Source organism: Chryseobacterium sp. FH2, assembly GCF_001045455.1.
GTDB lineage: Bacteria > Bacteroidota > Bacteroidia > Flavobacteriales > Weeksellaceae > Chryseobacterium.
The window spans coordinates 131,816-153,552 of sequence record NZ_LFNE01000008.1 but is presented as its reverse complement, the minus strand read 5'-3'; the positions used below and the strand labels follow the sequence as shown (position 1 = coordinate 153,552).

Annotated in this window: 23 protein-coding genes; 10 read left to right on the top strand and 13 right to left on the bottom strand. The window is 33.8% G+C overall.

What is annotated here, in order from left to right:
- Positions 1-146 precede the first annotated feature (146 nt).
- Positions 147-269, top strand: coding sequence for a CHC2 zinc finger domain-containing protein (locus ACM39_RS19640; protein ID WP_410470252.1), 123 nt, complete (start codon positions 147-149; stop codon positions 267-269).
- 84 nt (positions 270-353) lie between these two features.
- Here ACM39_RS19640 and ACM39_RS19635 read toward each other — a convergent pair whose 3' ends face one another.
- The 7 genes from ACM39_RS19635 to ACM39_RS13740 all read right to left on the bottom strand — a co-directional run bounded on the left by ACM39_RS19635 (position 354) and on the right by ACM39_RS13740 (position 7,440).
- Positions 354-458 (bottom strand): helix-turn-helix domain-containing protein, encoded by a 105-nt coding sequence (locus tag ACM39_RS19635; protein WP_410470251.1) that lies wholly within the window; start codon positions 456-458, stop codon positions 354-356.
- A gap of 181 nt (positions 459-639) precedes the next feature.
- On the bottom strand, positions 640-1,344 hold the full coding sequence (locus ACM39_RS13765) for a class I SAM-dependent methyltransferase (RefSeq protein ID WP_048511624.1): 705 nt from the start codon (positions 1,342-1,344) through the stop codon (positions 640-642).
- A gap of 80 nt (positions 1,345-1,424) precedes the next feature.
- On the bottom strand, positions 1,425-2,237 hold the full coding sequence (locus ACM39_RS13760; protein WP_048511623.1) for a siderophore-interacting protein: 813 nt from the start codon (positions 2,235-2,237) through the stop codon (positions 1,425-1,427).
- A 118-nt stretch (positions 2,238-2,355) separates the two neighbouring features.
- Positions 2,356-3,948: a hypothetical protein gene (locus ACM39_RS13755; protein ID WP_048511622.1), complete on the bottom strand. Its 1,593-nt coding sequence runs from the start codon at positions 3,946-3,948 to the stop codon at positions 2,356-2,358.
- A gap of 106 nt (positions 3,949-4,054) precedes the next feature.
- Complete coding sequence (locus ACM39_RS13750) at positions 4,055-5,170, bottom strand: HlyD family secretion protein (RefSeq protein WP_048511621.1); 1,116 nt, start codon at positions 5,168-5,170, stop codon at positions 4,055-4,057.
- 24 nt (positions 5,171-5,194) lie between these two features.
- On the bottom strand, positions 5,195-6,505 hold the full coding sequence (locus ACM39_RS13745; protein ID WP_048511620.1) for a TolC family protein: 1,311 nt from the start codon (positions 6,503-6,505) through the stop codon (positions 5,195-5,197).
- Positions 6,506-6,594: 89 nt separating this feature from the next.
- The gene (locus tag ACM39_RS13740; RefSeq protein WP_048511619.1) at positions 6,595-7,440 is read right to left on the bottom strand and encodes a helix-turn-helix domain-containing protein; all 846 of its coding nucleotides are present in this window, start codon (positions 7,438-7,440) and stop codon (positions 6,595-6,597) included.
- A 70-nt stretch (positions 7,441-7,510) separates the two neighbouring features.
- Between ACM39_RS13740 and ACM39_RS13735 the strand changes: the two genes are divergently transcribed.
- Positions 7,511-7,984 carry a DUF962 domain-containing protein gene (locus tag ACM39_RS13735; RefSeq protein ID WP_048511618.1) on the top strand — a complete coding sequence of 158 codons (474 nt, stop codon included), beginning with the start codon at positions 7,511-7,513 and terminating at the stop codon, positions 7,982-7,984.
- On the opposite strand, the gene ACM39_RS13730 is transcribed toward ACM39_RS13735, so the two are convergent.
- Positions 7,985-9,052, bottom strand: a complete 1,068-nt coding sequence (locus ACM39_RS13730; protein ID WP_048511617.1) for a DUF2891 domain-containing protein — start codon at positions 9,050-9,052, stop codon at positions 7,985-7,987.
- Positions 9,053-9,187: 135 nt separating this feature from the next.
- On the opposite strand from ACM39_RS13730, the gene ACM39_RS13725 reads away from it, so the two are divergent.
- On the top strand, positions 9,188-10,060 hold the full coding sequence (locus ACM39_RS13725; protein WP_048511616.1) for a DUF4349 domain-containing protein: 873 nt from the start codon (positions 9,188-9,190) through the stop codon (positions 10,058-10,060).
- 83 nt (positions 10,061-10,143) lie between these two features.
- Here ACM39_RS13725 and ACM39_RS13720 read toward each other — a convergent pair whose 3' ends face one another.
- The 4 genes from ACM39_RS13720 to dnaA form a co-directional block, all read right to left on the bottom strand.
- A complete protein-coding gene (locus tag ACM39_RS13720) occupies positions 10,144-10,842 on the bottom strand; it encodes an SAM-dependent methyltransferase (protein WP_048511615.1) in 699 nt (232 codons plus the stop codon).
- A gap of 4 nt (positions 10,843-10,846) precedes the next feature.
- A complete protein-coding gene (locus ACM39_RS13715; RefSeq protein WP_048511614.1) occupies positions 10,847-11,032 on the bottom strand; it encodes a hypothetical protein in 186 nt (61 codons plus the stop codon).
- A 100-nt stretch (positions 11,033-11,132) separates the two neighbouring features.
- Entirely contained in the window at positions 11,133-11,582 is a 450-nt protein-coding gene (locus ACM39_RS13710) for a low molecular weight protein-tyrosine-phosphatase (RefSeq protein ID WP_048511613.1), read from the bottom strand.
- 121 nt (positions 11,583-11,703) lie between these two features.
- Complete coding sequence (gene dnaA / locus ACM39_RS13705) at positions 11,704-13,158, bottom strand: chromosomal replication initiator protein DnaA (RefSeq protein ID WP_048511612.1); 1,455 nt, start codon at positions 13,156-13,158, stop codon at positions 11,704-11,706.
- A gap of 137 nt (positions 13,159-13,295) precedes the next feature.
- On the opposite strand from dnaA, the gene ACM39_RS13700 reads away from it, so the two are divergent.
- The 5 genes from ACM39_RS13700 to ACM39_RS13680 all read left to right on the top strand — a co-directional run bounded on the left by ACM39_RS13700 (position 13,296) and on the right by ACM39_RS13680 (position 18,631).
- Positions 13,296-13,709 carry an acyl-CoA thioesterase gene (locus ACM39_RS13700; RefSeq protein WP_048511611.1) on the top strand — a complete coding sequence of 138 codons (414 nt, stop codon included), beginning with the start codon at positions 13,296-13,298 and terminating at the stop codon, positions 13,707-13,709.
- Positions 13,710-13,802: 93 nt separating this feature from the next.
- Positions 13,803-14,651 (top strand): prephenate dehydratase, encoded by an 849-nt coding sequence (gene pheA / locus ACM39_RS13695; RefSeq protein WP_048511610.1) that lies wholly within the window; start codon positions 13,803-13,805, stop codon positions 14,649-14,651.
- Between the two features lie 362 nt (positions 14,652-15,013).
- Positions 15,014-15,742, top strand: coding sequence for a hypothetical protein (locus ACM39_RS13690; RefSeq protein ID WP_048511609.1), 729 nt, complete (start codon positions 15,014-15,016; stop codon positions 15,740-15,742).
- 118 nt (positions 15,743-15,860) lie between these two features.
- Complete coding sequence (locus ACM39_RS13685; RefSeq protein WP_048511608.1) at positions 15,861-18,089, top strand: DUF2339 domain-containing protein; 2,229 nt, start codon at positions 15,861-15,863, stop codon at positions 18,087-18,089.
- 107 nt (positions 18,090-18,196) lie between these two features.
- Positions 18,197-18,631 (top strand): hypothetical protein, encoded by a 435-nt coding sequence (locus ACM39_RS13680; RefSeq protein WP_048511607.1) that lies wholly within the window; start codon positions 18,197-18,199, stop codon positions 18,629-18,631.
- Between the two features lie 50 nt (positions 18,632-18,681).
- Here the strand turns inward: ACM39_RS13680 and ACM39_RS13675 are convergent, their stop codons facing one another.
- Positions 18,682-19,959 carry a replication-associated recombination protein A gene (locus tag ACM39_RS13675; protein ID WP_048511606.1) on the bottom strand — a complete coding sequence of 426 codons (1,278 nt, stop codon included), beginning with the start codon at positions 19,957-19,959 and terminating at the stop codon, positions 18,682-18,684.
- A gap of 190 nt (positions 19,960-20,149) precedes the next feature.
- Here ACM39_RS13675 and yidD point away from each other — a divergent pair, with 190 nt between their 5' ends.
- Together yidD and lgt are read left to right on the top strand one after the other, a co-directional pair.
- Complete coding sequence (yidD, locus tag ACM39_RS13670) at positions 20,150-20,392, top strand: membrane protein insertion efficiency factor YidD (RefSeq protein WP_048511605.1); 243 nt, start codon at positions 20,150-20,152, stop codon at positions 20,390-20,392.
- A 455-nt stretch (positions 20,393-20,847) separates the two neighbouring features.
- Positions 20,848-21,696 carry a prolipoprotein diacylglyceryl transferase gene (lgt, locus tag ACM39_RS13665; protein WP_048511650.1) on the top strand — a complete coding sequence of 283 codons (849 nt, stop codon included), beginning with the start codon at positions 20,848-20,850 and terminating at the stop codon, positions 21,694-21,696.
- Positions 21,697-21,737: the final 41 nt, after the last annotated feature.

Here is a 21,737-nt window from a genome sequence, read left to right as displayed (position 1 = left end):
AAAAGAAAAGTAATATTTACAATTGCCAAACAAAGTTGGCAATTGTAAATATTACTTTTCTTTTATGGAGATTACAGAAATAAAATCCCAATTATCAATTGCCGGTCCTTCATTATTACGGCTTAAAACCCGATAAGAATAATAAAATGTGCTGTCCGTTCCACGAAGATAAAACACCATCAATGCAGGTGTATTACAAAACGCAAACAGCTTACTGTTTTTCTTCCAATTGCAAAACGCACGGCAAAAGTATGGATGGGATGGGATAGATTTTACATAAAGAGAATTGCACGAAACACGAAGCGATAAAAAAGCACAGGAGATTTTAAACCCGGCAACAGAAAAGAGAGAAATCAGCAAAGAGCTTGTTCTTTATATCTTTTTATCCAACGGTAAAGTGTTGACCTTGCAATTCCACAACGTAAAGCCATATTTGTTACAGACCCCTGATTCCAAATAGATTTTAAGCCAATCTTTGCGAGCCTTGACTTGCTGTTGCTCTTTATTCATGGATAAAGGTTTTAAACTTTATACCATAAATTTAAGTCATTTGTGTAGCAGATCTATTGATACTTTACACATTATGAGTGTTTGTAAATAATCTATAAAAATAAAAACTAACCTTCAGATTTTCCCTATTTATTTTTTCGTTAATTTTGACAAATAAGAATCCTCATCCTGCAATACTTTTTCAATATTAAAGCCATTATTTTCTGCAGCATTTTTTAACGTATTAAAATCAAGATACAGCCATTTTATAGGGTCTTCTGATTCGCCTTTATAATGAACGATATAATCCAACTCACCATAATAACCATCTGCAGGAATATACACTCCACCATCATAATCACGATCAAACATGTATAAAATATCTGTACTGTCAATTAGAATTTGTCCATTTTCATTAAGTAAAGTATGAAGTTTTTTTAGATAAATATCAATTTTAGAAAGACTTTGAAAAATTCCGGTACCGTTCATCAATAACAAAATAGTATCAAAAGTTTCAGTTGAGAAATCCAGCATATTTTCACAAATGGTTCTTTTAATTCCTCTTAGTCTGCAGATTTCAATAGATTTTGGTGAAATATCCAACGCTAAAACATCCAGATTTTTTTTATCTTGAAGGTATAAAGAATGTGAGCCCGCTCCTGCCCCGATATCCAAAACTTTTCCCCAGGATAATTCTAAAGCTTTTTGTTCGATATCATTCATTTCTTCAAAATCCCTGAAAAGATAATCAACCGGAAGCTCATCCAGCTCAGAAATTGAAGTTTCAGTCTGCAAATCTTCAGGATTTTCATTATAGTAATAATCCCGGATTGCCTTACCCATTAAATCTTTCATAGCTAATCTTAAAGTTACAAAGATACTGGTTTTTAAACTTAGTCGAATATTCTTAAACAACTACATTTCAAATAAAAACCTTATTCTACCGTATCTTTTTCCTTCTGCCTGTCAGCTTGAGATTCATTTTCTGCAACACCGGCTTTCCAATAAGAATAAGCGTATAATTCTTGTTGGGTCCAGCCTTTTTCTTTTCTTAAATATGAACGGATTTCCTTCACGCCCGAAAACTCACAGGCCACATATCCGAATTTTGAGACTTCCGGAATTTCAATAGATTTTACTGCCGGTACTAAATTACTGCTTGTATGCGGTTTTGTATTGTAAACCCAGATAAACTCAATATCAGCTTTAGTTTCTAAAATCTGTTCATCCTCTTTTCCGTGAATTTCGATTATACAAACCCCTTTTGCGGTTTCAGGAAGCGTTTCCAAAATAGCGCTCAAAACAGGAATTGCTGTTGCATCGCCAATCAGAAAATACCAGTCGGCTTGAGGATATAATTCCTTTCCTTCACGACGCATCATCACACCCAGTTTAGAACCCGCTACAGCTTCCCTCGCCCATCCTGAAGCAGGACCTCCGTCGCCATGATCTACAAAATCAATAATAATTTCATTTTTTTCTAAATCAATCCCCCGATGAGTATATGTCCTGATGGCTGGAGCCACTTCTTTCGGAGGATAAATCCATTGATGATTTTTATCTAAAGCCGGAAAATGAATTTCGTTCACACCATTCGGCGGAACTGCTATCTTATTGTTATCCCCGATTGTCGTATTTTTAAACAAATGAACTTCAGGAGAATATAGATAAATTCTGATAAAGTGTTTTGTAATATATTCTTTTCTCGTTACTTCGGCTACAATCTGCCCTACTGCAATTTTATTCATACTTATTTTTTATACAAATTTAATTTTTATTTCGTCTAAATAAAAATAATTGCCCTAAAAATGCAAAGCCCCACTTTACAATTAAAATGGAGCTTCACAAATGAAAAACAAGGTATCTTTACATCGCAGGTCCTGCGGCGTCTTTTATCTCTTCTAATATTTTTTTACGTTCACGTAATCTTCTTCTTGCAATTACTGATTTTCCACTTAGAACTCTTATAAATCTTACATATTGGAACCGTTCTCTACCGAAATGGTGGGTGAAAACGTATATCAACACTCCAAAACCCGCTAAAATAATGTATCCAAATATTTTTTTGGTTGCTATAATAATGGCATTTAGCTGTACAGCTTTCATATTAGAAGCTGTATTTTGCGGTGATATCGTCATTCCATCCATATAAACTGCCAAATCTCCGATGGCAACTACCTGAAAATGATATTGAAACCAGGAATATAATGCAGAGAAAAATCCAACGGCAAGAAATGTTCTCCAAACCAAGACCAATCCGATAGCAGCCAGCATATCATCTAATTCAAGTTTATCTAATGTATAAAACCATACTGAAATGAAAAGCGAACACATTCCGTAACCTTTCAAAAACATAGGCAAATACCAGCCGTCATAACTGAATTCCAACACCATTGAAAAATACATTACAATAGCATATCCCATCATCGCCGAAAAGCCTAAAAAAATATACATCTTCAACGGGAATTCTTTTTTAAACCAAAAGATGGCAGCTACTCCCGCTAGAATCAGTCCGGGAATCATTAATAAATTCAATTTCGCATTCGTCAATTGATCATACCCCAAAACTCCGACTGCAAAAGTATTTTGAATAGAAGTTGTCCCCAGAAACATTCCCAGACATAATAACATAAATAAACCATGCTGAACATTATTTTTCGAAAATATTGTAAAAGATAAATAGGGTCTCTTTAATGTTAATTGTCTAATTACCAATAGAGAAAAACTTACGAAAGAGGCAATGCTGGCATTAATAATATTTCTTGAGTTCAACCAATCCTGCTGTTTTCCAAAAGAGAAAACATAAGCAGAAAACATGAACGTTGAAACAAAAAGTAAAATACTTAGCCAATCTATATAATGTAAAGGAATTTTTAAAGCAAAATATTTATCATGCATAAAAATCCAGTGTAAAAGCGCTAACGCAAAACATAAAACCGACATAATCACATAAAAATGCTGCCAGTTATAGCGAATCGAAACCTCTACCGCATAATATGCCGAAATCTGATTCAGAACCAAGACAAAGGTGTAAAAAGCCCCGTAAAACATTCCTCTGTTTCCTATCATGGCCATCAATGGTAAGAATAGCTCTATCGTTACCATCATTTTTAAAAATCCTATAATCAAAGCCGAAAAAACAAAAATCATAGGATCAAAAGTTGTAGAGTTGAGATAACTCAGTAATCCTAAAAGCACTAATAAAACTGTCATTTTATCACGAACTTTAAATCTCATTTTCATTCTAAGAACAATAGGCATACACGCCCCCATCCCAATCGTAGTGGCATAATTGGCCCACATAAAATATTCTGTCATCGCTCCCGTTCCGCTTACCAAATAACTGATGTTTCCCGTATACACTCCACCAAGAGGCATCACGACGGCAAGCAGTAATACAATCATCAACAGCTGTACGGGTTTGGGAACCCAATCGCGATATAATCCTTTGTTGTACATGAGTTAAAATTTAAAGGTTGAAAGTTGGAAGTCCGAAGATAGAGGATAGAAGTTATTTAGACGTTTAAATATCCTTCTTTCTATATCAGACCCCCTAGCCAAAAATCTACTTATTAATACTAATGTTCATATTCATTCCCGCGCTCAGCTTTTCAATATCTTCTTTTTTATTAGAAGCTGTAAACTCGATTCTTACAGGAATTCTTTGCTGAACTTTAATGAAATTACCCGTAGAGTTATCTGTTGGAACACTTGAATATCTTGAGCCCGTAGCAGCAGAAACAGCCGTAACAATTCCTTCAAATTGTTTTCCTCCCAGTGCATCGGCTGTCATCATCATTTTCTCGCCCACCTTGATATTCGGCATTTGGCTCTCTAAGAAATTGGCTGTCACCCATTTTTGTCCGTTTAAAACAATAGTCGCCACTTGTTGTCCCGGCTGAATCAATTGTCCTTCAGAAATCGTTCTTCTTCCCATCACTCCATCGTAAGGTGCTGTAATTATGGTATAAGAAAGATTGATTTTCGCCATATCCAAAGCAGATTTCATTCTTTTGATTTCAGCATCAATGATGCCGAATTTGCTTTTTACTTCTGTTGTCGAAAGGTTTGCAGATTGCTTCTGATTAACCAAAGTTTCGTAAGCCGCTTTTTGTGCATCATATTCGGTTTTTACCTGGTCATACTGCTGTCTTGTCACCGCCTCGGAAGCCAATAAGTTTTTATATCTGTTTAAATTCTGTTCTGCATTCCAAAGTCTTGCTTTTGCTCCTGCAATATTTGATTCCATTACATTGACATTGTTAGAAACCGTGTTTACGGAAGAGCTTGTTGCTGTACGCTGAGCTAAAGCATTCTGATAAGCTGCTTCAGCCTGTCCAAGCTGTGTTAAAATTTCACGGTCATCCAGGATTACCAACGTATCCCCTTTTTTAACCGGTTGGTGTTCAATGAATTTAATTTCTTTAATATAAGCTGAAACTCTTGTGTTGATGGGGTTAATAAACTCTTCAACCTGAGCCGCTTCTGTATAGGTTTTATCTCCGATATGGAAATATTCACGTACCAGCCAGAACAATCCGAAACCAATAACCAGAAATACAATAATGTTAGAAATTATCGCTCTGATTTTATTTCTTTTAGCTTCTTTTTTCTTTGCCACAGCACTTGATACAGCTGGAGCTGGCTGTGTATTTTGAGTATTTTGTTCCTTGTTTTCCATTGTTTGTTTTTTAGTTTTTAAAAATTAAAGAGTTCCTGTAGATTTCAGAAGGTTATAGTATTGATACAACACATTGATTTCCGCATTAGCATAATCTAGTTCAGATTGTAGTTTTTGGTTTTGTGCATCAATCATTTCCGCTTGTACAGCCAACTGGTTCAGGTATTTAGCCTCAGTAATTTTGTAGTTTTCTTCGGCTAATTTTTTAGCATCATTCAGAATTTCAGCCTGTTGGATAGATTCCTGATATTTTACATAAGCCGCATTTACTGCCATATCAATATTCTGCTGCGTCAATATCATCACATCGCCAGCCTGATTTCTTTGAAGCTCTCCCAATTTTACTCTTTCTTTTGTTTTGTACAGATTATCAATATTATAACTAAGAGAAACTCCCGTTTGCCAGCCTCCCGAATACATATCCAAGACAGGATTTCTCGTAGTAATGGGTCTCTGTAAAGTATATCCTCCGAATCCGGCCACAGTAGGCATTTTATCGGTTTTTATAATTTCTATATTCTTGTTCGCAACATCGATATTGGTTTTTGCAGATTGTATTAGCGGATTGCTTTCGTGAGCAAGATTTACATAATAATCCATCCCGATTCCCGATTCTTTGTTCTCTAAACTTTCGACAGGAACAATCTCAGTATTCACTGGCAAACCTAAAGCAATATTTAAATTATAATTAAGGATTTTTCTGTTATTGGCTAAAGTTAAAATTCCCTGGTCCAAGTTTTTGATAGCCAATTCACCACGAATAACCTCGTTTCTGGTTACCATTCCTTGTTCATAGAATTTCCGGATATTTTTCAGACGTTCCTCAGCCAGTTTTTTATTGTTTTGAAAGACTTCCTGTTGATTTAAAATTTTATAAACATCCAGATAGTTGGATATCACTAAAAATTTCACATCCTGCTTGTTCTTCTCTAAATCCAGTTCAGAAAGTTGTTCACGAAGACCCGCCAATTCAATAGTCTTATTCACCAGCCCTCCTTTGAAAATTAACTGAGTTGCCTGGACTGCATAAGAACTTCCGTAATGAGGCATCGGAATATTCGTGGAGTTTGAAAAATCTTTGTCAATGGCCACCGCATCACCTAGATAAAACTGACTTGTAGAAGCTGTGATAACCGGTAACTTCTGAAGTTTTACAACGTTTGTATTTTGTTTTGCAATGTCAATATTATGTGCCGAAACTTTTAACTGTTGATGATTTTGTACAGCAAGCTCAGCGACTTCATTCGCTGTCAACTGTTTGATTTCTTGTGAAAAAAACAGCGTAGGAAATAATGCTATCACGAGTGATAGTGCTGTTTTTACATTCTTTATCATTTTACCTTGTTTTACGGGTACAAAGGTATGGTGATAAGAAATTCAAACAAATGTTTGAGAATTGGAAAAAGATGTTCAGATGTAGGATTTTAGTTTTCAAACTGATTCCGGTATTGGGTAGGACTTTCACCCAGATGTTTCTTAAAAAAATGGGAAAATGAATATTGATCGCTAAACCCAAGAATCGAAGAAACCTCTGCAACCGGCTTATTGGAAGAGTTTAGCAACACTTTCGCCTCGTTAATTACAATTAAAGCAATGATTTGGCTCGCCGACTTCCCTGTAATGGTCTTCACAACTGATGAAAGATGTCTGGTTGTAATCGACTGCCTCCCGGCATAAAACTCAACCGTACGCTCTGTCAGGTGATGTTCTGCAACATCTGTAAGGAAAACAAAAACAATTTCTTCCTGCCGGGACATCTGACTCATCGAATTGCTGTCTTCCTGAGAAATAATTCCTGCCATCTGGTAACAGAAAACAGAAAATAAATGCTCTACAATCTCTTTTTTGTAAGTCATTTCCGTTTCTGAATCCAGGATATATTTCAGGAAATTCACGCTTTTCCAGACAATATCCATTTCATTTTGATGAAAAGGAACTCCAATATTCATTTGCTGCCTGAAATAACGATAAGTAATTAATCGATTGAATTTCAATGACAAGGCCGAAATAAATTCTCTTTTATAGGAAACCATTCTTGACTGAAAATCATCACTTACGGAAACTACTTCGTAAATTGTCTGCGGATCTGTAACCATAAACATATTTGCAGAAAGTTCTAAGTCACGAAAATGCTGTTTGAGTTTTATCGTACCCGTTTTAATGAATATAAATGCCGGATTATCAGGACGAAAAGGCTTATCGACAGCTATTCTCTCGAAAATATTATGTTGTGTAAAAATCTCTACTCCGAATTTTTCTAAGACAGACATAACACAAATGTAAGCAAAGTCTTGAGCGATTGCAAAAATTTATTATTTTAGTATTTTCCAAATTCCTATTATGAGAAAGATTGATTTACTCCTTGCAGAATACGGCGAAAGCCACAGAAATGCAACCAACAAATTGATTCACTGGATTTGTGTTCCTTTGATTTTCTGGACGATTTTAGGTTTTATCTCATACATCCCGACCCCGAATATTTATCTGAAATACTTTGGTTTTCTGAGTATTGCAAGTTTTATTGCTTTGACTTTGGTTACCATTTTTTATTTCAGATTATCATGGAGAATTGCATTAATCATGATTTTTGTAATGCTTTTAATGGAGCATTTCGTTTCATTAGCCAATATTACTTTCGGAACAAATTCATGGCTATTTTTCCTTGTTATATTTGTCATTACATGGGTTTTGCAGTTTCTAGGACACAAAATAGAAGGCAAGAAACCATCTTTCTTAAAAGATTTACAGTTTCTTTTGATAGGACCTATCTGGCTTCTAAGTTTCGTCCTTAAAAAATTGGGAATCAAGTATTAATTAATCTTCCAAAGCGTAAACCGCAAAGCTAGCCAACCAATGGTCGCCTCCATAATTTCCCTGGAAAAGTAACGGAAGCCCGTTATTTAAAAATATTGTTGCAGTTTTCCGGAATTCCTTTTTCAACGGATGATTGTCTGGGAGAGATTTTGCAATTCCTTTCATACACCACGCTTTGGTGAAAGATAGCCCAACCAGATGAACCGTTTGGTAATCTGATAAATCACTCACTACCGGAATCTTTTCAATATTCTCCAGACTTCGTTTTTCATAAAAATTATTCAGCCATGCTACAAATTCTTTTTGAGGAAGAACTCTGCGCATAAGATCTGCAATTTCTAAACTTGGTGAAAAGAAATCTGAACCGTCCGGCTCAAGATACGCAGGGGTTTTTGTATTATTTGAATAAAAATATTCTGCCTTTTCTATCAGTTGATTTTCAAATACTTTATCACCCGCTGCTCTTGCCCAATCGAGTGCAAAAACCATTGCAAATGCAGTGTTCGGATGCACTCCCGTTCTGTTTGGATACGTTTGTTTAGGTAAGAAAGCCTTCCAGGAATTTAGAATTTTATCCGTTAAGGGCTTTAAATTCTGATGCCATATTTTTGCTTTTGGATTGTCCCAGGTTATTAGTTCTTCGTCTAATTTCAACAGCCAGGCCCAGCCGTAAGTTCTTTCAAAAGTACCTGTTAATTGATATTTTGTGAAATAGTCTGCCTCTCTCTGAAGATTTTCTTTTGTAAATGAATTATCCAGAATTTTTTCAATATCATTTGAAATTGATAGATCGGGTTTTGTTTTTAACAAACGAACTAGCATCCAATGCCCATGAACAGAGCTATGCCAATCAAAACAGCCATAAAAAGCCGGATGCAAATCTTTTGGAGTTAAAGGGACTTCACCAGCATTATTAATAATATGTGCTGTTTTATTCGGGTATTCCTGAGTAATACAATGAATTGGTTTCTCAGATAATTTGACAGCCATTTCGTCCGTCAGCTTCGGAACTTCCTGGGCGTATATCAAAAAAGGAGAAAATATAATGGCTACAAGGCTCTTTTTCATTCAATAAAAATATAAAATAATTTCAATTGTAACATCTTCAAATATGGATTTATAAATTGATAGTATAACAATTAAAATTATAACCTAATATACTGTTTTAAGCATAATCTTTGATGAAATTAAAAAAAATGTAACATGAAAAAACTATTCTTATCATTATCCTTTCTTACATTGATTTATTGTCAGAAAGACAAATCAGTTGCAAATGAATCTGTAAGTGCAATGTCTGTCTCTCTAAAAGAGGAAGACGTGGTAAATAAGCAACCAATACCGCCTCAAGCTATCTCTGAAAAACTTCTCCCGGATGATAAATCAGTTTCAAGCAATAACTCACCGAAATCGGATAGTATTGTAAAAAAAATCATCAAAAATGGAGAAATGACTATTCAGGTTGGAGATATTAAAAGGGCCCAAAACCAAATCAGTGAAATTCTGACTAAAACCAAAGCTTATATTCAAAAAGAAAATTTCAGAAATACTGATGTTGACGAAAATTTAGAATTGGTAATCCGTGTTCCACATAAAAATTTTGATACTTTAATTGATTCATTTTCAGATGGTGTGGGTTCTGTATTATCTAAAAACATTTCATCAAATGACGTCACAGAAGAATATACCGACGTGTCTATAAAATTAGCAAACAAGAAAATCTATCTTGAAAAATATCGGGATATGCTTAAAAGTGCCAAAACAACGAAAGATATGCTGGAGATTCAGGAAAATATCCGCGAACTGGAAGATGAAATAGACGTTGCAGAAGGCAGACTCCGTTTTATAGATGACCGCGTGAATTACAGCACTTTAAACTTAAGTTTATATAAAGAAAAAGTGAGAACTTCTACCACATCAAAAATAGGTTTTGGAAGTCGTTTTGGTGATTCTTTTACAGAAGGCTGGAATAGTTTTATTGGTTTTTTCCTTGGTATAATTTCGTTTTGGCCGTTTTTTCTGCTGATTCCAATACTTATTTTTCTTTGGAGAAAGTGGAAAGGCAGAAGAAAAAAATAATTGTTATTTTTTCACAAATTTAAAGACGATGCAAATTCTTTTAATTAAAATTAAAAGAATTTGCAAGAGTTTCTTCAGTAAATTTATTTACCCAAAACAAATACAGCCGGAATTTTATGAAGTTCCGGCTTCTGTTTTTGCCAGTCTTTTATCGTTTTTGTACTGATAAACTCCTGTTCCGGGTCATTGATGTTTGCAGCAATACAAAGCTTTGAATTCGACGGTAAAAATTTAACCAAATCTTCAAAAAGTGCATTATTTCTATAAGGTGTTTCCATGAAAATCTGGGAATAACCTGTTTTTTGAACCAAGCTTTCTAAATGTAAAATCTGCTTCTTCTTCTCACCCTTGTCAATTGGTAAATACCCATTGAAAGTAAATTCCTGCCCGTTAAAACCACTGGAAATCAATGCCAAAATAATCGACGAAGGCCCTGAAACAGGAATGATCCGAATATTTTTTTCGTGGCACCATTTTACAATCAAATTTCCGGGATCAGCAATACATGGAAGCCCGGCTTCTGAAAGCAATCCGAAATCCTGTCCTTTCAGCATCAGTTCCTGTGCTTCTTTAATATCTGCATTTTCAGTGTATTTATCTAAAAGAAAAAGTTTCAAATCTGATTGCTTTTTCTCCGGAGCGAAAAATTTAACAACTTTTCTAGCCGTTTTTTCATTTTCCACGAAAAAATAATCAGTTTGCATGATATATTCTTTTATAACAGGTGAAAAATGAGTGAGAGAAGTGTTTTCTGAAAGATAAGCTGGAAGTAAAAAAAGCATTATATTATTTTTTAGTTCTTTCTTGTAAAGAGGGTTGTTTAAAGTGATGGGCTGATTCAACTAAAAATGTAATGGTTGAAATTTTCCATTCATCTTCAATTTTAGCAAAGGTAAGAATTTCTTTCCCCAATGTTCCATTACATCTTATAAAAGCAACTGTAATCACAAACAGCATTGGGAATCTCACCATTAATAATTATTTTAATATTATCTGTTTTATTTTTAAACTCAACTTTTTAAAACTATTGATATTACAGATTAGTAAAAAGAAAAGTAAAAATTGTTTCATATTATTTTAAAATTTGACTTATGATAGCGTCACAGCCTCTATTCAAAAGCTGAAAAACATTTTCAAAATCGTCCATGCCTCCCCAATATGGATCAGGAACCTCCGCATTTTTATGGTCACCCAAAACTTCCAGAAATAAAGAAACCTTTTGCCTTTGTTTTTCATTTAAGGCTTTTGAAACCACATCTGCCAAAACATCAATATCCATACAGTAAATTTTATCAAATTCTTCAAAATCCGATTTTGTGACAGGCCTTGATCTTTGACTTGAAATATCAATATTGTGGTTTGCTGCAATTTTTATCGCCCTTTTATCAGGATGCTTACCTTCATGCAAAGAAATGGTCCCCGCAGAATCAACAAAAAAATTCTCAGGAACTTTTGTTTTCATAATTCCTTCTGCTAAAGGGCTTCTACATATATTCCCTAAACAAACCATCAATATTTTCATGGCAACTTAATTTTTAAATTTAAACCTTTAATGATAAAAATTGATTTAAGTTTACAAAACTAAATAAAAAATGAAGAATAAATTTTATTCTCCATTTTCAATATTTAAATTAAATTATTTCTTATTGTTTAATCCTTTCAGAAAGGTCTTTTACATATTTTTTCACTTCCTTATCAATCTTTGAAACATCTTTGATTGTGTCACAGGCGTACATTACAGTTGAATGATCTTTCCCTCCCATTTCTTCACCGATTTTAGTGAAAGTAGCATTTGTAAGCTCTTTTGAAAAATACATAGCCAATTGTCTTGGAAGAGCGATTTCTCTTTTTCTTGTTTTTGATAAAAGCTGTTCTTTTTTGATTCCAAAATAGTCACACACAACATCCTGAATATAAGGAATATTGATAACTTTTTTCTGGTTTGCAGCAATTTTATTGATTGTATCCTTCAACAATTCAAGGCTCAGTTCTGATTTATATACAGTAGAATATGCAATCACTGAATTGATAATCCCAATAAGCTCCCGTACGTTTGTCTTGGCCTCTGCAGCCAAGAAATCAAGCATATCATCCGGAAGAATAATACCGTCCCTGCTTAATTTATCAACAATAATTTTCTTACGGGTTGTTATATCCGGAGATTTGATTTCTGCAGAAAGTCCCCATTTGAAACGGGATACAATCCTGTCCTGAATATCCATAATATCCGCCGGAGCCTTATCTGAAGTCAAGATAATCTGCTTTCCGTTTTGATGCAGATAATCAAAAATATGGAAGAAACTGTCCTGAGTTGCAGATTTACCGGACAAGAACTGAATATCATCGATAATCAATACATCCACCATTTGATAGAAGTTAGCAAATTCTGTTTGTTTATGAGCCTTAGCGGCAGAAATAAACTGCTGGATAAACTTCTCTGATGATAAATAAAGAACAACTTTATCAGGAAACTGGCTTTTTACTTCTAAACCAACAGCCTGGCCAAGGTGTGTTTTACCCACTCCGTAACCTCCGTATAAAAACAATGGATTGAAAGCTGTCGCACCCGGTCTTTTTGCAATAGAACGAGCTACTGTAGCTGCAAACTTATTACTTTCACCTTCTACATAATTGTCGAAGGAGAAGTCTGCTTTCAGATTAGAGTCTATATTTACTTTTTTGATTCCAGGAACTACAAAAGGATTTACAATATTTGCTGAAAAACCCTGCGGCATTGTTTCCTGAACTCTTGGTGTAGGAACACTTTTACCTTTCATATTCATTGTAACAGGCTTCTCCATCCCAGATGGTTTGTTTTCCATTACAGAATACCAAAGTTTGACTCCTTTACCAATATTTTTCTTTAGGGCAGCAGAAAGTAGAGATAAATAATTATCCTCAATATATTCCTTGTAAAAATCACTCGGAACCATCAATGTAAGATTGTTTTCAACCAACGAAATTGGCTGTACCTTATCAAACAATAAGTCGAAAGATTTCTCAAGCTTTTTCAAATCAGAATTATCTTCAGCAGCGTTCAAATTATCTCGCATGAACTGAAGACATTTCTGCCATATCAACATTAAATTTTCATCCATTTTTTATGCCCCGATTATTCTATGGTTAGTACATTTTTTTAGAAGGAAGACAAAGGTCTAATTTTTTATTTTAAAAAAAAATTTTGCAGGTATTGATTATTAAAAAATATATTTGTATGTATAAGTAAAGCAAAAAAATGATACACACAACACACTCAATACGAGTACGTTACGGAGAAACAGACCCCATGAAATACGTTTACTATGGCAATTACGCAGAATACTTTGAAGTAGCCCGAGTTGAGCTTTTCCGAAGCATAGGAATGTCATATAACGAGATTGAAAATCAAGGAATTTGGCTGCCTGTTTCGGAGTACAAAATTAAGTATTTGAAACCGGCTTTGTATGATCAAAATTTGGAAATTCATACTTACATAAAAAAAGTTCCGGGAGTAAAAATTGAGTTCGAATATGAGATTTACAATGAAGAGCATATTAAAATTACCGAAGCTTCCACTACCCTTTTCTTTCTAGATGCAAAAACTGGTAAAATCATCAAATGTCCTGAGGCTTTAATGAAATTGATTGAAGAAAATTGGAAAGAAGATTAATTTTAATACAAATCCGGAATTAAGGTTTAAGAATTACACTTAAACTTTATTATATTATTTGCACATTTGCATTTCAGTTTTAATTATATACACATGAAGATTGCATTTTTGGGACCACAGGCCAGCTTTACGCAACTTGCCGCGACCCAGCTTTTCCCGGATCAAGAACTTTTACCACAGGCTAACATTTTAGATTGTTTCAGAGCTGTAGAAAATGGAGAAGTAGATAAAGCGGTCGTTCCTTTAGAAAATTCCATTGAAGGGACGGTTTCTATGACACTGGATTATTTATATAAAACTCAAAATATTAAAATCGAAGCTGAAGCAGTAATGCCTATTGCTCATCATTTGATGATACATCCTGAAAATGATGCCGAGAATATTGAAAAAATATATTCTCATCCTCAGGCACTGGCCCAGAGTTTTCACTTTTTGGATTCTCATTATAAAAATGTACAAAGACAAGAATTTTCTTCTACTGCTGCTGCGGCAAAATATATTTCAGAGCATCCGGAACTTAAAAGAGCTGCTGTTGCCAATCAGTTTGCAGCTAATTTATATGGCTTAAAAATCATTAATAGGAATATTCAGGATTTTGAACAAAATCATACCCGGTTTATTATCATATCTAAAATTCAAAGTAATTACAATAACGCCAGATTAGAAGTATCAGGAGAAAAATCAGGCTTACTGATAACCCTGCCCGAGGATCATGCAGGAGGTTTGCATCAGGTACTGTCTGTTTTTGCATGGAGAAAAATGAATCTCAGCAAAATTGAATCAAGAACTTTAAAAACCGGTCTTGGAAATTATTTCTTTTTCATCAATGTAGCCGGAAAATGGAATGATGTGCTTCATGAAAATGCATTGGAAGAATTAAAATCAATCCATGCAGAAGTAGATTTTTTGGGTAATTATAAAGAATTTCTTTTGGAAAGCTAAAAAAATAGGCCTAAAAATCATTATACAATCCTGTTAGTTTATTCTTACAGGATTTTTTTTGACCCATTTATTATAGCCATTTTATCGAGATATAAAATAGGGTCAGAGTGTAATAAGAAATTATTAATTAACAAAAAATTTATTCAACAAATAGAGAGTTATTTAAATTAATGAATATATTTGCAAATAAGTTTTATATTTACATATATTAAAACATAAATGATTTAAAAGAATTTTATCACTCAATATAAAATATATGATTAAAAATATTGTACTATTTGAAGTTAAACATTAAAAATACCACAAGACACAGGCATAATTTTTGCAGTATTAAACAAGAAAACTAATTAAAATATTTACCCATGAAAACTAACATCTTTACACTTATTGGAGTTTTAGTCTCTTTCTCCGCTTTTTCGCAAGTTGGGATTAATACAACAACACCAACAGCGACACTAGACGTAAATGGAACGATGAAACTCAGACAGACGCCGGCCGCTCCTGCACTTTCGGGATATCAAATTTTAGCAGTAAATCTAAATAGTGGTGGTGACTTTCAGGTTGCCCAGGTCGATCCTCAGCTAATAATTGATGGTATTACAATCAATGCTAATACAAATGCTTCTGTATATGCAGCAAAAAAGTCAGCAGGGATAAGCTTATTAAGTCTAGCATTATTTCCAACAGGATTTAGAGCTGTTAACTTTCTTGCAGCAGAAAGATCAGTAGGATCAGCTGCCTTATTCTCCGATACAGATAATACCTATACAATTCCTTCAAACGGAATATATGCCATAGGATACTCTTTCCGTTACGGAACAGGGCTACAGGCCTCCATATTGGCAAATTCTCCAGGAATCGGAATTCTAAGAAACAGAGCCGGTGTAGGAACAATTATTGACAGCCGTGCATTCAGTGGAGCTAATCTTATTCTTCTTAGCTTAACGATTTCCGAGACGAGTATTAATTCTCTTTATACATTCCAGGCGGGAGATAAAATCTCATTTGGACTCACCGGGTCAACTGCATTGGACGTTGGTTTGCTGGGATCTAGTGTAGGTTCTTTTTATATTTACAAAGTATCTAATTAGAATTTTATATAGTTTAATCACTCTACCAATTAATCCATCATATTTTTGTGTGATGGATTAATTGTTTTATGGGCTATTCCTCACAATTAATTATATTTGATTAAAATAAAACCTACAAATGGACAATACAATCATTATCATATTAATAATAGTCACGCTCCTTGTTTATTACAGGCTAAATAATAGGATCAATGAATTGGAAAATAAAATTTCTGAATTAACAAAAAAAGATAATAAAGCTGAATCTCCTATAGAAGTTATCCAACAAACAACCACTCCTTTACAGGCTGAAGTTTCTTTTAAAGCCGATCTTCCGGAAGCGAATCAACACAAAACCAAACCAGAAGAAAAATTTCCGGATATACCACAAAAAGACTGGCTCACTCCTATTTTTGATTTTCTGAAGCAAAATGCATTAACAGTCATTGGAATTGTAACATTGGTTTTAGGAATCGGATATTTTGTAAAATATGCAATTGACAAAAACTGGATTGGAGAAACCACAAGAGTAGCAATCGGAATAGCAATCGGAACCATTATTATAGTTATCGGACAATTTCTGAGGAAAAATTATACTGTTTTTTCATCAATCATTACAGGAGGCGGAATCGCTGTTTTATATTTTACAATCACCATTGCATTCAGAGAATATCATCTTTTCAGCCAGAATATTGCATTTTTCCTTACCAGCATTATTACTTTACTTTCAATAGCACTTTCGTACTATTATAAGAGTGAAATTCTAATTACTTTTTCATTGTTTGGTGGTTTTTTAGCCCCTTTAATGATTAGTACAGGAGAAAGTAACTACCTCTTCCTTTTTACTTATCTGACGGTATTAAATGTAGGAATGCTTGTTATCGTTTTTCTTAAAAACTGGAGAAGCGCAGGGTGGATTGCCTTTATTTTTACAGGCATTTATCTTTTTTACTGGACTGCCGAAAAAACTGAGATTCTTTCTATTTATTTTTATATTCTTACCTATATTATTTTCTATGCATATGCTTTGCAGGATTATTTTAAAACAAATAAACTTTCGTCTGGTGACATTTTGATGCTGGTCCTAATAAATTTCTCAAGCATCATTGGCTTGGTTTATATTTTCAACGAACTACAATATGAACCTGTCATTATCTTCCCGGTTGTTTTTGCATTCATTAATTCTATTTTACTTTTCAGAGAAAACTCAAAAAAAGATTTCGGAACCAATTACTCTGTTTTTGCAGCAATAACTATCAGCCTTGTGACACTTGCCATCGCTTTACAGTTTAAAACGCATCTTATTACAAGTGTCTGGGCTATTGAGGCTACCTTACTGCTATTTATCTGGAAGAAAACGAGACTTACTATTTTCAAAATATGTTTTTACGTTTTATTTCCAATGGTTATCCTTTCTCAGTTTACCACCTGGACGGAATACTATAATGCAAAACAGCTAAACATCATTTTCAATCCTGTGTTCCTGACAAGCACGGTAACTATAATTACTACACTTACCAATTTAATTTTACTAAGAAAACTATCCGGTAAAAAAGACGAAACCGATTTTTTTGAAGGTATATTCACATTTGTGAGTTATGGTGTAATTTATTTAGCATTATTACTGGAAATAATTTATCATATCTCAGAAAAGCCTCTGTCATTTATTTTAAGTATAAGCTTCTTATATAGTATTTGCTACATATTTGTTTTACTTCTTTTAAGAAAGATCCTGGAGCTTAATAAATTTTTTGAAACCGGGCTCATATATCAGGTTATATTATTGGTCGTCATAAACAGTTCTTTTGTTTCCTCGGAAATTACTGATTCGGTGCTTTTAAAGGAACTTCAAAAAAACTATTTCATTTTCCAACTTTTGTATCTAATTCCTTTTGTTTATTTAATTTGGAAGATATTCCCTAAATCAGATTTTTTTAAAACAAATATTTCATATTGGTTGATTTCATTTACGATTACCATTCTTGTAAGTTTTGAATTATACCATTTATATATTTTGGGAAATGCAGATAACATAACAGAATCTTACCAACTTCAAAACCACTTCAGCATCCTGTATTTACCCATTATCTGGGCTGTTCTTGCAAGTATTTTTATTTACAGGGGCTTAAAAAACGATATTTCCGAGCTCAGCAAAGCAGGTTTTATGTTGATCGGCATTATGATTTTAAAATTGTATACTTATGACGTTTGGCAAATGGATAATGTTTCCAGAATTATTGCATTTATTATATTGGGAATCATATTATTATTAAGTTCTTTTACATTCCAGAGACTAAAAAATATCATCAAAAATCTGGTAGATAAAAAAGAAGGAAACCATGAAAACAATAATACAGAATCTCAATAAAATCATTATTCTATGATTAATTATTAAATTAAACCGAAAATCCATTCACATTTTGTGAAAAATAACTATATTTATCCAGTTTTTAACATTTACATATTCTTCCAGCTATGAAAAAAATTTTCTACTCTTTATTACTATTTGCTTCTGCTACTTTATTGGCTCAGAAGAACCCTACCACGAGATTTGCGGTTGCCAATGATATTGTAGGAACAATAGATATGTTTAATGCAAGAAAAGACATTGTACAAAGCATGAATGTCTATAAAACACCTGCAAACCTGCCTACAAACTTAAAAAAATACAGTGATATTGCTGAAAAAGGATTAACGGAATTTAAAATCAAAAAAGGTTTTGAGGGACTAGACAGACTGACACTTGCACAGTTAAATGAACAAAAGCAACTCCCAAAAGATACTCCTGTTTTCATTGACGGTTATGAATTTTCAGACACTGAAACCAAAGTGTACGGAGACATCTTAGCGAATATGGAAGTGAAAGACATTAATGGTAAAAAGTCTTTATTCATAAATACTTCGAGATAATTTCCCAAGATCATATCCAAACAAAAGGATACTCAATAGAGTATCCTTTTTTAATATTTATTATTCCATTTTTTCTTTAACTCATCATAAATCTTTTTCTCAGTAGCATTATTTCCCGGTTCATAAAGTTTTATATTTTTGATTTCCTCGGGAAGAAAATCCTGATCTACAAAACTGCCTTCATAAGAATGTGCATACTTATACTCTTTTCCATAATCCAAATCTTTCATCAGCTTTGTAGGTGCATTTCTCAAATGTAACGGAACCGGCAGATTACCGGTTTTTTTCACCAAAGCCAAAGCATCATTAATCGCCATGTACGCAGAATTGCTTTTTGGAGAAACCGCAAGATAAACAGCCGCTTCACTAAGAATTATTCTCGCTTCAGGATTTCCGATGACGTTTACAGCCTGAAAACAATTGTTAGCAATAACCAACGCATTTGGATTCGCCAGGCCTATATCTTCCGCAGCTAAAATCAGCATCCTTCTGGCAATAAATTTAATATCTTCACCTCCCGCAATCATTCTTGCCAACCAATATACAGCACCATTCGGATCACTTCCCCGCATTGATTTTATAAAAGCTGAAATAATATCATAATGTTGCTCCCCATTCTTATCATACAATGCCATCGTTTCCTGTAAAACTTCAAGCACATCTTCGTTAAGAATTTCTTTTTTATTGGAATTGATGTATTGATTTAAAACCAATTCCACAGAATTGATTAATTTTCTTCCGTCACCTCCCGAATATTGAATAAAAGCTTGTTTGTCAGTGATTATAAAATCGGTATTTTCATCTTTATTAAACCTATCCAGAGCGATGTCAATTAATTCTTCAAGTTTTTCATAGCTCAAAGCCTTTAAAATATATACCTGACTTCTCGAAAGCAAAGCCGAAACCACCTCGAAACTAGGATTTTCTGTTGTAGCGCCAATAAGAACAATCCAGCCTTTTTCTACAGCGTGAAGAAGAGAATCTTGCTGAGATTTATTAAATCGGTGAATTTCATCAATGAATAAAATAGGCGATTTGCCTGAAAATAAATTTTGTTTTTTAGCATCCTCGATGACATCACGAACGTCCTTCACACCTGAAGAAACAGCGGAAAGTTTATAAAATTTACGACCGGATTTTTCAGAAATGATTTCCGCAAGAGTTGTTTTTCCTGTTCCCGGAGGTCCCCATAAAATAAGTGAATTCAGAGCGTTATTATCTATCATTTTCCTGATTGTCCCTTTTTCTCCGGTAAGGTGCTCCTGTCCTAAAACTTCATCCAACGTTTTAGGTCTTAATTTTTCTGCTAATGGAATATTTTGATTCAAGATTTTTTAATTTAAACTAAAATTTTCAATACAAAGAGTACAGAACAGCTATAAATATTATGATTGTAAATCCATAAAGATGCCAAATCGACGAACACCTTGTTTTATCCGACGAAACTCCCTTTTCATGTCCTGAAACTTCAACAAATTTAAACTAATTTTCAATTTTTTACCCTATTTTTGCAATGTTTTGAAACTTACAACCAACAAAATCATTACTTTTCCTTTGGTAATTTTAATCAGATTTTACCAATGGTTCATCTCGCCTTTACTTCCCAAAAATTGCCGATATGAGCCTACCTGCTCGCACTATATGGTAAAATCATTGCAGGTTCACGGCATTTTCAAGGGGTTTTGGTTAGGCTTAAAAAGAATAGCAAGATGTCATCCCTGGGGAGGAAGCGGATATGATCCCGTTCCACCCAAAAAATAATTTCAATAAATAAAAAACTTACTAAAAAAATAAAAATGAGTAATATTTTTTTCAGAATCTACCTCACAATATTTGCATTCATGACACAATGTCTTTTTGCTCAAAACTATCCCGGAGGCCTGTCAGACGGAACTTTAAAAGTGAATTCCACAGATGTTCCTGTAAAGATTTATGCTACGACTGAGCTTGGAGATCTCAACGTATTTCCGGACAGAAAGATAGACGGCAATATTTTGGTAATTTTGAACGAATCTAACTTTGAACCCAATTACTATAATTTCAGCGCATTAACTTTAACTAAATTTAAAGACGCTCAATATCAGTTTTTTGATAAGAATTTCAAATTAATTGATACTCCGGTTTCAGAGCAAACTATTAATACCTTTAAATATGCTGTAAAATCAAATAAACCTATCACAGCTTCAGATAAAGTAGAGCTTGAAACTTCTTTCAAAATATGGGATCCTTCAAAAGGAATTCAATTAGGCCCGATTACACTGCATTTTTATAGCTTAATGTTTATTTTCGCTTTTGGGTTTGGATATATTTTAATGACAAAAATCTTCAAAATTGATAACGTAAACTTAAAATATCTTGAGCCTCTTTTCACCTGGACATTGATTGGAACTATTCTAGGTGCAAGAATGGGGCATGTTATTTTTTATCAGCCGGAACTATTCAAAGAAGATTTCTGGAGCGTATTTTTACCGATAAGTACTAAAAACGGATTAAAATTTACAGGATTTTCAGGCTTGGCAAGTCATGGTGCAACGATCGCCTTGATTTTCACGACATTGTATTATTCATTCAAAATTATTAAGAAAAATCCTTTCTGGGTGTATGACAGATTGGGAATCGTAGTTTCTTTGGGTGGGGCTTTTGTAAGAATGGGTAACTTTTTCAACTCTGAAATCATCGGAAAACAAGTTGATCCCAACTCACCTTTTGCAATGTTTTTTCCACAGCAGAGCAGCGAATACGGAATCACTGTTCCACGTTATCCTGCGCAGCTATTTGAAGCTTTTGGATATGTTTGTTTATTCGTTTTATTGTGGATTTTATACAGAAAGACCAATAAAAAATACCAGCAGGGATGGCTATTCGGATTATTCTTTATTATTCTTTGGGCAATCAGGTTCTTTGTAGAATTCTTAAAAGAGCCTCAAGGTGATGAATTTATCCAATTCGGAGGATTAAATACGGGGCAAGTTCTTTCAATTCCTTTTATGATCGCGGGTGTTGTGATTATGATTGTTTCTAAGAAATTTAAAATAACGCAGGCAGAAAACGAAAAACCTGAATAGTTTTTCAGTTAAATTCAATTATAAAAAAGACAAGTTTACGA